At 75.6% G+C, this 14,317-nt stretch carries 15 protein-coding genes; 6 read left to right on the plus strand and 9 right to left on the minus strand.

Going from position 1 to position 14,317, the window contains the following annotated elements; genetic code table 11:
* Nucleotides 1-46 precede the first annotated feature (46 nt).
* Genes cofD through BJ983_RS15450 form a run of 3 tightly spaced genes read left to right on the plus strand, consistent with a single transcriptional unit; the run spans nucleotide 47 to nucleotide 2,908 of the window.
* Nucleotides 47-1,006 carry a 2-phospho-L-lactate transferase gene (gene cofD, locus BJ983_RS15440; protein ID WP_179794586.1) on the plus strand — a complete coding sequence of 320 codons (960 nt, stop codon included), beginning with the start codon at nucleotides 47-49 and terminating at the stop codon, nucleotides 1,004-1,006.
* Nucleotides 999-2,366 carry a coenzyme F420-0:L-glutamate ligase gene (locus BJ983_RS15445; protein ID WP_179794587.1) on the plus strand — a complete coding sequence of 456 codons (1,368 nt, stop codon included), beginning with the start codon at nucleotides 999-1,001 and terminating at the stop codon, nucleotides 2,364-2,366. The genes cofD and BJ983_RS15445 overlap by 8 nt, the downstream gene beginning before the upstream one ends.
* On the plus strand, nucleotides 2,363-2,908 hold the full coding sequence (locus BJ983_RS15450; RefSeq protein WP_179794588.1) for an NUDIX hydrolase: 546 nt from the start codon (nucleotides 2,363-2,365) through the stop codon (nucleotides 2,906-2,908). Before BJ983_RS15445 ends, BJ983_RS15450 begins: the two co-directional genes overlap by 4 nt.
* 34 nt (nucleotides 2,909-2,942) lie before the next feature.
* Here BJ983_RS15450 and BJ983_RS15455 read toward each other — a convergent pair whose 3' ends face one another.
* From BJ983_RS15455 to manB, 3 genes are read right to left on the minus strand one after another with little or no spacing between them, the layout of a single operon-like run.
* Nucleotides 2,943-3,440 carry a MerR family transcriptional regulator gene (locus BJ983_RS15455; protein ID WP_179794589.1) on the minus strand — a complete coding sequence of 166 codons (498 nt, stop codon included), beginning with the start codon at nucleotides 3,438-3,440 and terminating at the stop codon, nucleotides 2,943-2,945.
* A complete protein-coding gene (locus tag BJ983_RS15460; protein WP_343054205.1) occupies nucleotides 3,440-4,387 on the minus strand; it encodes a DNA-3-methyladenine glycosylase family protein in 948 nt (315 codons plus the stop codon). Before BJ983_RS15460 ends, BJ983_RS15455 begins: the two co-directional genes overlap by 1 nt.
* Nucleotides 4,380-5,477, minus strand: coding sequence for a mannose-1-phosphate guanylyltransferase (manB, locus tag BJ983_RS15465; protein ID WP_343054206.1), 1,098 nt, complete (start codon nucleotides 5,475-5,477; stop codon nucleotides 4,380-4,382). The genes BJ983_RS15460 and manB overlap by 8 nt, the downstream gene beginning before the upstream one ends.
* A gap of 151 nt (nucleotides 5,478-5,628) precedes the next feature.
* On the opposite strand from manB, the gene BJ983_RS15470 reads away from it, so the two are divergent.
* Nucleotides 5,629-6,096: a hypothetical protein gene (locus tag BJ983_RS15470; RefSeq protein WP_179794590.1), complete on the plus strand. Its 468-nt coding sequence runs from the start codon at nucleotides 5,629-5,631 to the stop codon at nucleotides 6,094-6,096.
* A gap of 84 nt (nucleotides 6,097-6,180) precedes the next feature.
* Here the strand turns inward: BJ983_RS15470 and BJ983_RS15475 are convergent, their stop codons facing one another.
* From BJ983_RS15475 to rfbD, 3 genes are all read right to left on the minus strand, one after another.
* Complete coding sequence (locus BJ983_RS15475; protein WP_179794591.1) at nucleotides 6,181-7,062, minus strand: glycosyltransferase family 2 protein; 882 nt, start codon at nucleotides 7,060-7,062, stop codon at nucleotides 6,181-6,183.
* 36 nt (nucleotides 7,063-7,098) lie between these two features.
* Nucleotides 7,099-7,344 (minus strand): hypothetical protein, encoded by a 246-nt coding sequence (locus tag BJ983_RS15480; protein WP_179794592.1) that lies wholly within the window; start codon nucleotides 7,342-7,344, stop codon nucleotides 7,099-7,101.
* 126 nt (nucleotides 7,345-7,470) lie between these two features.
* Nucleotides 7,471-8,364, minus strand: a complete 894-nt coding sequence (gene rfbD, locus BJ983_RS15485) for a dTDP-4-dehydrorhamnose reductase (RefSeq protein WP_218890294.1) — start codon at nucleotides 8,362-8,364, stop codon at nucleotides 7,471-7,473.
* Between the two features lie 243 nt (nucleotides 8,365-8,607).
* Between rfbD and BJ983_RS32300 the strand changes: the two genes are divergently transcribed.
* Nucleotides 8,608-10,395, plus strand: coding sequence for an LCP family glycopolymer transferase (locus BJ983_RS32300; RefSeq protein WP_179794594.1), 1,788 nt, complete (start codon nucleotides 8,608-8,610; stop codon nucleotides 10,393-10,395).
* A 23-nt stretch (nucleotides 10,396-10,418) separates the two neighbouring features.
* The gene (locus BJ983_RS15495) at nucleotides 10,419-11,117 is read left to right on the plus strand and encodes a TIGR03089 family protein (RefSeq protein WP_179794595.1); all 699 of its coding nucleotides are present in this window, start codon (nucleotides 10,419-10,421) and stop codon (nucleotides 11,115-11,117) included.
* A 1-nt stretch (nucleotide 11,118) separates the two neighbouring features.
* Here the strand turns inward: BJ983_RS15495 and BJ983_RS15500 are convergent, their stop codons facing one another.
* The 3 genes from BJ983_RS15500 to BJ983_RS15510 all read right to left on the minus strand — a co-directional run bounded on the left by BJ983_RS15500 (nucleotide 11,119) and on the right by BJ983_RS15510 (nucleotide 14,310).
* The gene (locus BJ983_RS15500) at nucleotides 11,119-12,276 is read right to left on the minus strand and encodes an acyl-CoA dehydrogenase family protein (RefSeq protein ID WP_179797876.1); all 1,158 of its coding nucleotides are present in this window, start codon (nucleotides 12,274-12,276) and stop codon (nucleotides 11,119-11,121) included.
* Between the two features lie 264 nt (nucleotides 12,277-12,540).
* Nucleotides 12,541-13,050, minus strand: a complete 510-nt coding sequence (purE, locus tag BJ983_RS15505) for a 5-(carboxyamino)imidazole ribonucleotide mutase (RefSeq protein WP_179797878.1) — start codon at nucleotides 13,048-13,050, stop codon at nucleotides 12,541-12,543.
* A gap of 72 nt (nucleotides 13,051-13,122) precedes the next feature.
* Nucleotides 13,123-14,310: a 5-(carboxyamino)imidazole ribonucleotide synthase gene (locus BJ983_RS15510; protein ID WP_179794596.1), complete on the minus strand. Its 1,188-nt coding sequence runs from the start codon at nucleotides 14,308-14,310 to the stop codon at nucleotides 13,123-13,125.
* Between the last annotated feature and the right edge of the window lie 7 nt (nucleotides 14,311-14,317).

The following is a 14,317-nucleotide window of genomic DNA, read 5'->3' on the forward strand; positions in this document are numbered from 1 at the left end:
ACCCCGACCCGGCACGCTGTCGGGGGCACGGGGCACGATCGTCGGCGTGAAGGTCACGGTTCTGGTCGGGGGCGTCGGCGGCGCACGGTTCCTGCAGGGGGTGCTGGCGGCCCTCGGGGACGGCGCGGACGTCTCGGCGGTGGTCAACGTCGGGGACGACATCTGGCTGCACGGGCTCCGGGTCTGTCCCGATCTCGACACCTGCATGTACACCCTCGGCGGCGGCATCGACACCGGGAAGGGCTGGGGCCGGGCCGCGGAGACGTGGTCGGTGAAGGCCGAGCTGGAGGCCTACGGCGCCGACCCGACGTGGTTCGGGCTGGGCGACCGGGACGTCGCCACCCACCTCGTGCGCACCCGCATGCTGCGCGCCGGCTACCCGCTCTCGCAGGTCACCGAGGCCCTGTGCAACCGGTGGCGGCCCGGGGTCGCGCTCATCCCCTCGAGCGACGACCGGATCGAGACCCACGTGGTGATCGACGACCCGGACTCCGGCGAGCGGCGCGCGGTCCACTTCCAGGAGTGGTGGGTCCGCTACCGCGCCGTCCCGCCCGCCCACGGGTTCGCCTCGGTGGGCCGGGACGCGGCGACGGCCGCCCCGGCCGCCCTCGCGGCGATCGCCGACGCCGACCTGGTGCTGCTCGCCCCGTCCAACCCCGTCGTCAGCGTCGGGACGATCGTCGACGTCCCGGGTCTCCGCGCGGCCCTCGCCGCGGCACGCGCACCCGTCGTCGGGATCAGCCCGATCATCGGCGGGCGCGCCGTCCGCGGGATGGCCGAGGCGTGCCTGGACGCGGTGGGCGTCGAGGTCTCCGCGGAGGGCGTCGGGCGGCACTACGGGGCGCGCTCCGCCGGTGGCCTGCTCGACGGGTGGCTCGTGCACTCCGACGACACCGCTGACCTGCCCGGGGTGGCCGTCCGCTCCGTCCCGCTGCTGATGACCGACCCGGAGGCCACCGCCGCGATGGTCCGGGCGGCGATGGACCTGGTGGGGCTCGGTGTCTGAGGTCCGGGCCGACCACGCCGCCACCGGGGGCATCACCGCCTGGGGCGTCCCGGGGCTGCCCGAGTTCCGCCCGGGGGACGACCTCGCCGCGGCGCTCACCGACGCCCTGCGGGGGCAGGTGGCCGACGGCGACGTCGTCGTCGTCACCTCCAAGGTGTTCTCGAAGGTCGAGGGACGGCTCGTCACCGTTCCGAGCGACCCGGAGGAGCGCGACGCGGCCCGCCGCCGGCTGATCGACGGCGAGTCGGTGCGGCTGCTCGCGACCAAGGGCCGCACGAAGATCGTCACCAACCGGCTGGGGATCGTGCAGGCCGCCGCCGGGGTCGACGGCTCCAACGTCGAGACCGACGAGGTCGCGCTGCTCCCGGTCGACCCCGACGGGTCCGCGGCGCGGCTGCGGCAGGACCTGTCGACCGCGCTGGGGGTCGACGTCGCGGTGGTCGTCACCGACACGATGGGCCGCTGCTGGCGGCTCGGGCAGACCGACGCCGCCATCGGCTCGGCCGGGCTCGTCGCGCTGCACGGCTACGGCGGCGCGGTCGACCGGCAGGGCAACGAACTGCTCGTCACCGAGGTCGCGGTCGCCGACGAGATCGCGGCGGCCGCCGACCTGGTCAAGGGCAAGCTGGGCGGCGTCCCGGTCGCGGTGGTCCGGGGCCTCGGGGCCCTGCACGGCGACGGCCCGACGGCGGGCGCGCTGGTCCGCCCCGTCGAGGAGGACCTGTTCTGGCTCGGCGCGAACGAGGCGATCGCCCGGGGCCGTCGGGAGGCGGTCCCCGCCCGCCGCTCGGTGCGTGCGTTCAGCGGGGACCCCGTCGACCCGGACGCGGTGCGCCGCGCCGTCGCCGCCGGCCTCACCGCGCCCGCGCCGCACCACTCCCGGCCCGTGCGGTTCGTCTGGCTGCGCGACCCGGCCCGGCGTCGGGAGCTCCTCGACGCGATGGCCACCGCCTGGCGCGCCGACCTCTCCGACGACGGGTTCACCGCCGCCCAGGTCGAGAAGCGCCTCGCCCGCGGTGACCTGCTGTACCGCGCGCCGGAGCTGGTCCTGCCCTTCCTGGTCCGGGGTCCCGACGGCGGGTCGCACGACTACCCCGACGCCCGGCGGTCCGCGTGCGAGGACACGATGTTCACCGTCGCCGGCGGGGCGGCGGTGCAGGGCCTGCTCGTCGCGCTCGCCGCGGAGGACCTGGGCTCGTGCTGGGTGGGCTCGACGATCTTCGCCGCCGACCTCGTGCGGTCGGTGCTGGACCTGCCGGAGACGTGGGAGCCGCTCGGCGCGGTCGCCGTCGGCCACCCCGCGGAGCCGCCCGCACCGCGTGGCGAGCCGACCGTCGACGACCGGTTGGTGGAGCGGTGAGCCCGGTGCACGACGACGCCGTGGCGGTGCTCGGGGCGTGGGACGCACCGAGCGCCGACCAGTCGGCGATCCGGTACGCCCTGCTCGCGTTCCTGGCCGCGCGCGAGGACGCGTGCGCCCGGGCGTGCGTCCCGGGGCACCTCACGGCGTCGGCGCTCGTGGTCGACGCCGCCGGGGAGCACACCCTGCTCACGCTGCACCCGCGGGTGGGTCGCTGGCTGCAGCTCGGCGGGCACATCGAGGCCGACGACCCGACGCTGCGTGCCGCGGCGCTCCGGGAGGCGACCGAGGAGTCCGGCATCGACGGCCTGGAGATCTCGGCCGCGCCGGTGCACCTCGACGTGCACCCGGTGACCTGCTCGCTCGGCGTGCCCACCCGCCACCTCGACGTCCGCTACCTGGTCCGCGCTCCGGAGGGGGCGACCGCGGTGCGCAGCGAGGAGTCGGTCGACCTGCGGTGGTGGCCCCTCGCGGAGCTGCCCGACGACGTGGCGTTCGCATGGTCGGTGCTCACGCCGCCGGGGCCGTCAGCACGCCCGTGAGGCTGCGCGTCACCCTGTCCGCCGCCACCGCTGTTCAGCCGGCGACGGCGAGCGCGTCCCGGGCGTAGGCGGCCACGCCGGCCGCGTGCCGGTCGAGGACGGCGGCGAGGGTCTCGCTGACGTCCGGGCCGGCGAGCGCGCGGTGCCGGTCGGCCACCGACCGGGCCGCCGGGGAGTCGACCGGCTCGCCCGCGGTCCAGGTCCGGGCCCACGCGAGCCCGAGCTCGTCGAGGTCGCGGTCCACCCGCAGCCGCTCACCGAAGCCCTCGAGGATCTCCTCGGGGGTGTCCCGCCGTCCCTCGGCCGTGCCGCGGACGCCCGCGATCTGCCGGTCGACCCGGTCGCGGACCGCCTCGAGCAGCGGCAGGAGCTCCACGGCGGAGCCGCACCCGTCGTCGGGAAGACCGAGCTCGCGGCACAGGAGCGTGCGTTGCAGGTCGACGACGTCCTCGCGGGACCAGAGGCCGGGGCGCAGCGCGGCGAGCGGCAGGCCGCTCGCCCGGGCGACCTCGCCGGCGCTGAAGCCGGTCATCACCACTCCCGGAAGTCGCGCGGGGAGTACCGCGGCCCGAAGCGGGGGCGGCGGAAGCCGGACGCCTCGATGTAGCGGACCGCGCGCTGGCGCTGCGGCGCGTAGCAGGCCAGCACCTCCATCATCCCGGCGTCGTCGAGCTTCCGGCCGACGAGCGCGTAGCCGACCGTGCTCGGGATGTGGAAGTCGCCGATGGAGACGGCGTCGGGGTCGCCCCACGCCCGCTGGGCGACCTCGGCCGCGGTCCAGACGCCGATGCCGGGGACCTTGCGCAGCAGCGAGCGTCCCTCGACCCCGCGGAGCTCCACCGCCTTCTCGAGCCGGTGGGCGACCGTGGCGCAGGCCAGGATCGCGCGGCGCCGGGACTGGTCGACCCCCGCCTTGTGCCACTCCCAGTCGGGGATCGCCTTCGTGTCCCGCGGCGTCGGCGGCACGCGCATGCCGCGCGGCGCCGGGCCGGGCGCGGGCCCGCCGAAGCGCCAGCACAGCTCGCGCCAGGAGCGGTGGGCCTCGGTGCCGGTGACCTTCTGCTCCAGGATCGCGGCGAACAGCTGGTCCCACACCGCGCCGCAGGCCCCGAGCCGCAACCCGGGTAGGCGGTGCCGGGCGTCGGCGACGAGCGGGTGGTGGCCGACGAACCCGGCGTCGTCGTCGTCCGCGCCGAGCAGCGCGGGCAGCCCGTCGAGCACCCAGTCGGCGCCCTCACCCCAGGCGTCGGCCACGACCTCGGCGCCGACGCGGCGGATCCGGGTGGTCGCCGGGCCCGCCGGGGTCGAGCCGACGCGCCAGACGACGCCGGTCTCGTCGATGCGGCACGTCGGGTCGCCCCGGCCGTGCCGCAGCGGCCCGACCAGGGCCGGGATGTCGAGGACGTAGTCCGGCTCCCACCGGCGGGTGCGATCGGGCTGCGCGTCCGCCCGCCCCGCCTCCAGTACCGCCTCAGCCACTCCCCGAGAATCGCAGACCGCCGTCGGGAATGCTCAGACCGGGCCAGAGCCGCACGCCCTCGCGCAGCTCGCAGTTCGCACCGATGGTGACGTCGTCCCCGACCACCGCGTCGCTGACCACGGTCTCGTCGCCGATCACGGCGCGCGGCCCGATGACGGAGCGGGTGACGACGACGTTGTCGCCGATGCGGGCGCCGTCCATCACGACCGACCCGATGACGCGGGAGCCGTCCCCGACGACGACGTCGCGGCCGAGGGTGGTGCCGTCGGACACCGACGCCGTCGCGGCCGTCTTGGCGCCGTCGAGCAGCAGGGAGGTGCCGATCGGGCCGGGCAGCGCCGACGTCGGGGCGATGCCCTGCACGAGGTCGGCGCAGCCGCGCACGAACGCGGCGGGCGTGCCGAGGTCGAGCCAGTAGGAGGACTCGACGTGGCCCTGCAGCCGGCGCCCCTCGCGCAGGAGGCCGGGGAAGGTCTCGCGCTCGACGCTGACCGGCCGCCCCTCGGGGATCGCGTCGATCACCGCCCGCCGGAACACGTAGCACCCGGCGTTGACCTGGTCGGTCGGCGGGTTGAGCGTCTTCTCCAGGAAGGCCTCGACCCGGCCGCTCGCGTCCGTCGGCACGCACCCGAAGGCGGTGGGGTCGGGCACGCGCACGAGGTGCAGCGTGGCGTCCGCGTCCGCCGCCCGGTGCTCGGCGAGCACGGCGCCCAGGTCCACCCCGGACAGGATGTCGCCGTTGAAGACCATGACCTCCTCGAACGCCGGGTCGAGCGCGGCCGCGGCGTGGCGGATGCCGCCGCCGGTGCCGAGCGGCTCGGGCTCCGGCACGCACTCGAGATCGAGCCCGAAGGCCGAGCCGTCGCCCAGGTAGTCGGCGAACACCTCGGCCCGGTAGCTGGTGCCCAGCACCACCCGGCGGATGCCGGCGGCGGCGATCCGCGAGAGGAGGTGGCCGATGAACGGCACCCCCGCGGTCGGCAGCATCGGCTTCGGCGTCGAGGACGTCAGCGGGCGCAACCGGCTGCCCTGCCCGCCGACGAGCACCACCGCCGCGGTGCCCTCGGCCGTTCCCCCCGTACTCGTCACGTTCGTGCCCTCCTGGGTACGTCCCGCGCCCCGGCGTGACGACGGCGTCGCGTCCGGGCGCTAGTCTGAGCTCCACTCGGATGTCACCGGTCCGGGTCCGTCGGGGCCCACCGGACGCCCTATCCGTCGCCGGGAGCAGGGCAGGAGAAGCGTGGTGGAGCCGTCGAACGCGTGGGACCGCGCCCAGGAGGCTATCGCCCGGGCGCAGCAGCGCAACGCCACCGTGGTGACTCCTGACAGCGCGCAGTCACCCTTCGACGCGTCGGCCACGCAGATGATCCCCCAGTCGGCCCTCCGTTCGAGCGACGATGCGGTGACGCAGCGCCACACCAGGCCGTCTCCCGGGGCACTGCACCACCAGGACGGGCGGCACCGCCAACCCCCCGGCTGGACTCCGCGGGAACCGGAGACCACCCCGGTGGAGATGTCCGATCCCGTCTCCCTGCGCCCGGTCCCGGCCGAGGCACCGACCGTCCGCACCTCCGCGACCCGGCCGCCCACGGCGCCGTTCCCCGCGCAGGACCGACCCCGCGGCGACCAGCCACGGCCGGACGACTCCCCCACCACCCCGCCGGTGGGCGTCAAGCTCCCGTTCTGGAAGCGCCTCTTCCGCCGCTGACCGGCCCTCCCCTCGTGACAGGAAAGCGTCGTTGCCGTCACTGGGTGACAGCAACGACGCTTTCCTGCCCCAGCGGGGCGGCGATCAGGCCGCGTGGCGGGTGCTCCAGCGCGCCCGGACCCCGAGGGCCGCGCGCAGCACGCCCCGCAGCGGCGCCCACCGGCGGCCCCGGTAGCGGTCGGCGAGGAACCGGTAGGCGCTGCGGTGGTGCTCGCGGAGCATGCGGGCCGAGGTCGGCACGTCGGCCTCCGTCGCGTGCCCGCCGGTGTGCACCACCTCGGCGTCCGGGACGTACACGTTCAGCCAGCCGGCGCGGCCGAGCCGGTCCCCGAGGTCGACGTCCTCGAAGTACATGAAGAAGCGCGGGTCGAACCCGTCCACCGACTCCCAGGCCTCGCGCCGCAGGAGCACGCACGAGCCCGAGAGCCATCCGGCGGTCCGTTCGGCGACCGACCCCTCCTGACGGTAGGAGCGGGTCCAGGGGTTGGCGGGCCACACGGTGCCGAACACGGCGTGCCCCACGCCCCGCCCCAGCGACGGGACCAGGCGCGCCGACGGGTAGACCTCGTCGTCGGTGCGGATGAGCGGGCCGAACGCTCCCCCACGGGGCCACCGGTCGGCCGCGGCGAGGAGCCGGTCGAGCGCCTCGGGGCCGAGGACGATGTCGGGGTTGGACACCAGGACCCACCCGACGTCCGGCGGCAGGCCGGCGACCGCACGGTTCGCGGCGGCGCCGTACCCGAGGTTCTCCCCCATCGGCAGCAGCTGCGCCCGGCCCGCCGCGGCCGCCGCCTCGGGCGCGCCGTCCACCGAGCCGTTGTCGGCCAGCACCACGGTGGGGCGACGCGTGGTCGCCCCGGCCAGGGAGTCGAGGAACGCGGGGAGCGAGTCACCCGGCGAGTAGGTCACGACGACGACGGCGAGGCCGTCCCCGGAGGTCGAGGTCGGGCTCGGCATGCGGCCCATCCTGGCCGCCGGCTACCGACGGGCCCGCGGGAGGGTCTAGCGACGCGTCTCGTCGGTCGCCGGCAGGGCGACCGGCCAGTACTGCCACGAGCCCGGGCCGAGGCCGCCGGTGTTGGGCGCCGGGCGCGCGGGCGGGGCGACGCGCGGAGGCGGCGGGGCGACGACCCGGCGCGTGGCGCGGTCCATCCGGGCGCGCAGCCGGTGCCGCTCCCGGCCCGCGTCGATCACGAGCCCGACCGCGACCACGCCCAGGAGGGCGAGCAGCACCGTCTCCAACGCCATACGAGCTCAACGCGTGTCGCGCCGAGAGGTGACGCCCCGTCGCCGACAGGCCCGGAAAAATCTTCGGTCCGCGCCCGAACGATCACCGTCACTCCGTGACTGCGCCGGGCGGGCTTCCCTGCTCCGTCAGCGGCTGAGCAGCTCCGGATGGCGCTCGACGGCGGTGTGCAGCGCGTCGCGCCAGTCGGGCAACGGCGCGAGTCCGGCGGCCGTCCAGGCGGCCGGGGAGAGCACGGACCAGGCCGGACGCGGCGCGGGCCGGGGGAACTGGTCGGTGCTGCACCCGTGCACGCGCTCCGGGTCGGCCCCGAGCTCGGCGAACACGGCCCGCGCGAAGCCGCACCAGGTGGTGGCGCCGCCGCCGGTCGCGTGGAGGGTGCCGAACGGTGCGTCGGAGCGCCCCAGCGCCACGAGGCCGGCCGCCAGGTCCGCCGACCACGTCGGCGACCCGTGCTGGTCGTCGACGACGTCGAGGGTGTCGCGCTGCCCGGCCAGGCGGACCATCGCCGCGACGAAGTTGCTGCCGGTGTCGCCGTAGACCCAGGCCGTCCGGACCACGTGGTGGGCGTCGAGGGCGTCGCGCACCCGCTGCTCGCCGAGCTCCTTCGTGCGTCCGTAGACGCTGCGGGCGCCGGTCCGGTCGTCGGGCTCGTAGCCCGCGCCGGGTCGGCCCTCCGGCCCGCTCCCGTCGAACACGTAGTCGGTGGAGACGTGCACCAGCCGTGCGCCGTGCCGGGCGCAGGCCGCGGCGAGCAGGCCGGGGGCGTCGGCGTTCACCGCGTGCGCGGCCCGGGCCGCGTCCGCGTCGGTCTCGGCGAGGTCGACCGCGGTGAAGGCGGCCGCGTTGAGCAGGACGGCGGGTTCGTCGACGCCGCCGGCCCAGTCGCCGACCGCGGCCTCGACCGCCCCGGCGTCGGTGATGTCGAGGTCGGCCCGCACGAACGCCCGGAACCGCTCACCGCTCGCGGTCAGCTCCCGGACGAGGTCCGTGCCGAGCGCCCCGCCCGCTCCCGTCACCATCCACCGCATCCGCAGCCTCCGAAGATCGATCCCGACCGCTCCGGCCGGGTGATGGTGTGTCATCCTCCGACGCGCCGTGGCGGGTCCGAACGGGTGGTGCCCGCGAAAGCCGGGTGAGCCCGTCTAGCCTGCCCTTGAGCCGGGCACCGGAGACGTCGATGTCTCCGACGAGGCCCCATCGACCGCCGCCGTGACCGACACTCGACACCGCCGCTGACTTCAGACCGTGAGGGGAGGCGCCACGTGGATGACCGTGACCGCCCCCGTCGCGATCCCGCGCGCCGGTTCGGGCCCTCCGCGGGACGTCCCGACGGCGAGCGGCGCCGCGAGTCCCCGCCGTCCCGCCCGGCCCCGCCCCCTCCGGCAGGCCCGGGGGCGCGTCTGCGCCGCGGCGACCTCCGCGAGATGCGCCCGTCCGGCGGAGCGCCGGCCGGCGGCGCAGCCGCCGCTGCTCCCGGCATCGGACGGCCCCCGTCGTCGGTGGCCCTGCGCGAGGGCCCGGCCCGGGCCCCGGGCGGGCGACCGCCCGGACCGCCCCCGGCCCGCCCGCGCCCGGCTCCGGCCCGCCCCGGCCCGCCGTCGCGCCCCGGTCCCCCGCCCACCGGGGCCGACCGCCGCCGTCCCTGGCGCATGCTGCGCATCGCGGTCACCGTCGCGTCGGTGCTGATCCTCGCCGTGAGCGGGACCGCCTGGGCGGCGCTGTCGGGCAGCTTCGCGACCTCGGGCGCCCTCGCGATGAAGGGCACCGCCGCCGACGGCGCCACCGACGTGCTGCTCGTCGGCACCGACAGCCGCAACGACGCCCAGGGCAACCCGCTCCCGCGCGACGTGCTCGCGGAGCTCGACGCCGGGTCGGCCGACGGCGAGCTGAACACCGACTCGATGATCCTGGTGCGGGTGCCCAACGACGGCAGCCGCGCGGTCGCCTTCTCCCTGCCCCGCGACAGCTACGTGTCGATCCCCGGGCAGTTCGCCAAGGGCAAGCTGAACTCGGTCTACCCGGGTGCGAAGGCCGCGATGGCCCAGCAGCTGGTCAACGGCGGCGACTCCGACCCGCGCGACGTCGACGTCCGCTCCTCCGAGGCCGGCCGCGCGGCGCTCATCGAGACCGTGCAGGAGCTCACGGGCATCGGGGTCGACCACTACGCCGAGATCAACCTGCTCGGCTTCTTCAACCTGACCAACGCGATCGGCGGCGTCGACGTCTGTCTCAAGAACGCGGTGGACGACGACTTCTCCGGCGCCCACTTCGCGGCCGGCCCGCGCTCGGTGAGCGGGCGTGACGCGCTCGCCTTCGTGCGCCAACGGCACGGCCTGCCGATGGGCGACCTCGACCGCGTGCGCCGCCAGCAGGCCTTCCTCGCCGGGCTCTCGCACAAGGTGCTCTCCGCGGGCACCCTCGCCGACCCGATCACCCTCGGTCGGCTGCTCGAGTCGGTGAAGCAGTCGGTGGTCCTCGACGGCGGCTGGGACCTGCTGGGCTTCGCGCAGCAGATGCAGGGCGTCAGCGGCGGCTCCGTCACCTTCATGACGATCCCCACCGAGGGCGGGGTGAGCACCGCCGTCGGGGACGCGCTGAAGGTGAACCAGAGCGAGGTCCGCCGGTTCGTCGCCGACGCGATCGGCCCGGAGGACGCCCCGGTCGTCCCGACCGGTCCCGCCCCGGCCCAGATCCCGGTCGACGTCCGCAACGCCTCGGGCACCGGCGGAGCGGCCGCCCGGGTGGTGCAGATCCTCGGCGCCCAGGGCTACACGCAGCTGCGCTCCGGCAACGCGGACCAGACGGCGACCACCTCGACCGTGCTCTTCGGGCCGGGCGGGGACGCCGGGGCCGGGGTCGTCGCCCGCGCGCTGGGCGGCCTGCCCACGCGGGCGGACCCCTCGGTCGCGCCGAACTCCACGCAGGTGGTCCTCGCCTCCGACTACCGCGGACCGGGTGCGGTCGTCGCGCCGTCCGACAGCGCGAACAGCGCGCCGCCGCCGCCCCCGCAGCCGCCCATCAGCGCGGACGGGATCCCCTGCGTCAACTGAGCGCCGACTAGGCTCGCCGCCCGATGACCGTCACCGACGCCCTACTGGCCCCCGTCCTCGCCGCCGACGCCCGCCGTCCGCTGATCACGTTCTACGACGACGCGACCGGCGAGCGTCTCGAGTTCTCCGGCGAGACCCTCGCGAACTGGGTGGCGAAGACCGCGAACCTGCTGCGCGACGAGTGCGACGTCGAGCCGGGGACGCGGGTGTCGGTGGCGCTGCCCGCGCACTGGCAGAAGGCTGTCGCGCTGCTGGGCGCGTGGTGGTGCGGGGCGCGGCTCGTCGACGCCGACGCGGCGGTCGCCCTCGTCGACGCCGAGCACCTCGACGTCCCCGCCGACCTGGTCGTCGGGTTCTCCCTCGACGCCTTCGGACGCCCGCTCGCGGACCTGCCGGCCGATGCGGTCGACTACGCGAGCGAGGTCCGGATGCACGGCGACCACTTCACGCCGGAGCCGGTGCCCGGGACCGATCCGGCGCTCGGCGACGTGACCGTCGACGAGCTCGTGGAGCTGTCCCGACGGCGGGCGGCGGAGCTCGGCTACGGCTCCGACACGCGGCTGCTGTCCACGGCCGACTGGCCGGTGACGGCCGACGGCGGCCTGGTGGACGGTCTGCTCGCCGTCCTCGCGGCCGGCGGGTCCCTCGTGCAGGTGCGCCACGCCGACCTCTCGGCCCTCGACCGGCGGGCCGGGGCCGAGAAGGTCAGCGGGCGGCTCTGACTCAGCCGCGCAGGACCTGGCGGCCCATGACCATGCGCTGGATCTGGTTCGTGCCCTCGTAGATCTGCGTGATCTTGGCGTCGCGCATCATGCGCTCGACCGGGAAGTCGGTGGTGTAGCCGGCGCCGCCGAACAGCTGCACGGCGTCCGTCGTCACCTCCATCGCGACGTCCGAGGCGAAGCACTTCGAGGCGGACGCGACGAGCCCGATGTTCTTCTCGCCGCGCTCGGCCTTGGCCGCGGCGACGTAGACGAGGTGACGGGCCGCCTCGATCTTCATCGCCATGTCGGCGAGCATGAACTGGACGCCCTGGAACTCGGCGACGGCCTTGCCGAACTGCTTGCGGTCCTTGACGTACTCGACGGCCGCGTCGAGCGCGCCCTGCGCGATGCCGACGGCCTGCGCGCCGATGGTCGGGCGGGTGTGGTCCAGGGTCGCGAACGCGGTCTTCAGACCGGTGCCGGGCTCGCCGATGATGCGACTACCGGGGATGCGGCAGTTCTCGAAGTAGATCTCGGTGGTGGGCGAGCCCTTGATGCCGAGCTTGTGCTCCTTCGGGCCGACCGAGAAGCCGGGGTCGTCCTTGTGGACCACGAAGGCCGAGATGCCGTTGGCGCCCTTGTCGGGGTCGGTCTTCGCCATCACCGTGTACCAGTCGGAGATGCCGCCGTTGGTGATCCAGCACTTGGTGCCGTTGAGGACCCAGTCGTCCCCGTCCTGCTGGGCCCGGGTGCGCATGGAGACCGTGTCGGAGCCGGCCTCGCGCTCGGAGAGCGCGTAGCTGATCATCGCCTGGCCGCCCGCGATGGTCGGCAGGACCTCCTGCTTCAGCTCCTCGGAGCCGGACAGGATGATCGGCATCGAGCCGAGCTTGTTCACCGCGGGGATCAGCGAGGCCGACGCGTCGACGCGCGCGACCTCCTCGATCACCATGCAGGCGACGATCGAGTCGGCGCCCTCGCCGGAGTAGCGCTCGGGGATGTGGATGGCGTGGAAGCCGGACGCGGTCAGCGCGTCACGGGCCTCCTGCGGGAACCGGGCCTGCTGGTCGACCTCCGCCGCGAACGGCGCGATCTCCTTCTCGCTCAGCGCGCGGATCGCCTCCCGCAGCGCAGCGCGCTCCTCGCCCAGGTCGTAGACGTCGAACTCCGGGTTCACCGCGTACTCCTCCCAACCGAAACTCACTCGTGACCCACGGTACAACTCGATGGTTGGACGTCCTACCGTTCGTGGGATGGCTCTCGCGCCCGAGGTCGGGCGCCGGGCGCTGACCGCGAGGTGCACGCCAGGCAGGTCCGCCGGCCCGCGCGCCTGCCCCATGTCACTCTCGCGACGACGGACCGGGTCGACGACGTGGCGGACCTGCCACGGGATGACAGCGACGACGCTCCGCTGCCACGGGGTGAGGGGACCGACCCGCCGTCAGGACGAGGAAGAACCCGGCCCGAGCTTGCGGACCGCCTCGTCCTTCCCCGCGACCGAGGTGCGCAGGTCGGCCTGGAAGTCGGCCATGCGCGCGGCGAGCCCGGCGTCGGCCGCGGCGAGGATGCGGACGGCGAGCAGGCCGCCGTTGCGGGCGCCGCCGATCGAGACCGTCGCGACCGGGACGCCCGCCGGCATCTGCACGATGGAGAGCAGCGAGTCCATGCCGTCGAGGTGCTTGAGCGGCACGGGCACGCCGATCACCGGGAGCACCGTCGCCGCCGCGACCATGCCCGGCAGGTGCGCCGCCCCGCCCGCGCCCGCGACGACCACGCGCAGCCCGCGCGACGCCGCCGACTCCGACCACTCGAGCATCGCCCGCGGGGTGCGGTGGGCCGAGAGCACGCGCGCCTCCCACGGCACCCCGAACTCGTCGAGGGCCGTCGCGGCGGCCTGCATCGTCGGCCAGTCGGAGTCCGACCCCATGACGATGCCCACGAGCGGGGGCAGCCGCGCGTCCGAGACCTGCGCGGAATCCGTCGTCGCGACGGCCTGACCGGGAACGAGCTCGGCAGAAGACATCTAGTGCGCACTCCATCCGTCGGTCCAGATCCCGGTGGCGAGGTGGTCGGCGGCCAGCCGGGCGCGCCGGCGGACCTCGGCCATGTCGTCACCGGTGATCGTCACGTGCCCGAGCTTGCGGCCCGGCCGTTCGGACTTGCCGTAGAGGTGCACCCGCGCCTCGGGGAACCGGGCGAAGGTGTGGTGCAGGCGCTCGTCGGGACCGGTGGACGGCACCGGGTCACCGCCCAGCACGTTCGCCATCACGCACGCCGGGCGCAGGGTCGCCGTGGAGCCCAGCGGGTAGTCGAGCACGGCCCGCAGGTGCTGCTCGAACTGCCCGGTGACGGCCCCGTCCATCGACCAGTGCGCCGAGTTGTGCGGTCGCATGGCGAGCTCGTTGACCAGCACCTCGCCGGCGGGGGTCTCGAAGAGCTCGACGGCGAGCAGGCCCACGACCCCCGTGGCGGCGGCGATCCGGAGTGCGAGCTCCTCGATCTCCTCCGCGAGGTCCTCGGACAGCCCGGGCGCGGGCGCGAGGACCTCGGTGTTGATGCCGTCCTGCTGCACGGTCTCGACGGCGGGGTAGACCGCGGCCTGCCCGAACGGCGACCGGGCCAGCACGACGGCGAGCTCGCGCGCCAGCTCGACCTTCACCTCGGCGAGCAGCGGCGTGCCCGCCCCGAGCAGCTCGGCCACCAACGGCCCGGCCTCCGCGGCGGAGTCGACGACCCACACCCCGCGGCCGTCGTACCCCCCGCGGGCGGCCTTGAGCACCACGGGCCAGCCGTGCTCGGCGGCGAACGCCTCGAGGTCGGCGGCCGAGGTCACCTCCGCGAACGGCGGGATCGGCTCGCCGAGCTCGGCGAGGCGGCGGCGCATCACGAGCTTGTCCTGGGCGTGGAGCAGCGCCTCCGGCCCGGGGTGCACCGTGACGCCGTCGGCGGCGAGCGCGGCGAGCAGCTCGCCGGGGACGTGCTCGTGGTCGAACGTCAGCGCCTCGGCGCCCTCGGCCACACGGCGCAGCGCCCCGAGGTCGCGGTGGTCGCCGATCTGCACCTCGGGGGTGACCATCGCCGCGGCCTCGTCGGGCGAGGTGGCCAGCACCCGCAGGGTCTGGCCGAGCGCGATCGCGGCCTGGTGGGTCATGCGGGCGAGCTGGCCGCCGCCGACCATGGCGACGACGGGCAGGCCGGTGCGCTCCTCCACGGCCGGG

The organism is Actinomycetospora corticicola (genome assembly GCF_013409505.1).
Taxonomy (GTDB): Bacteria; Actinomycetota; Actinomycetes; order Mycobacteriales; family Pseudonocardiaceae; genus Actinomycetospora; species Actinomycetospora corticicola.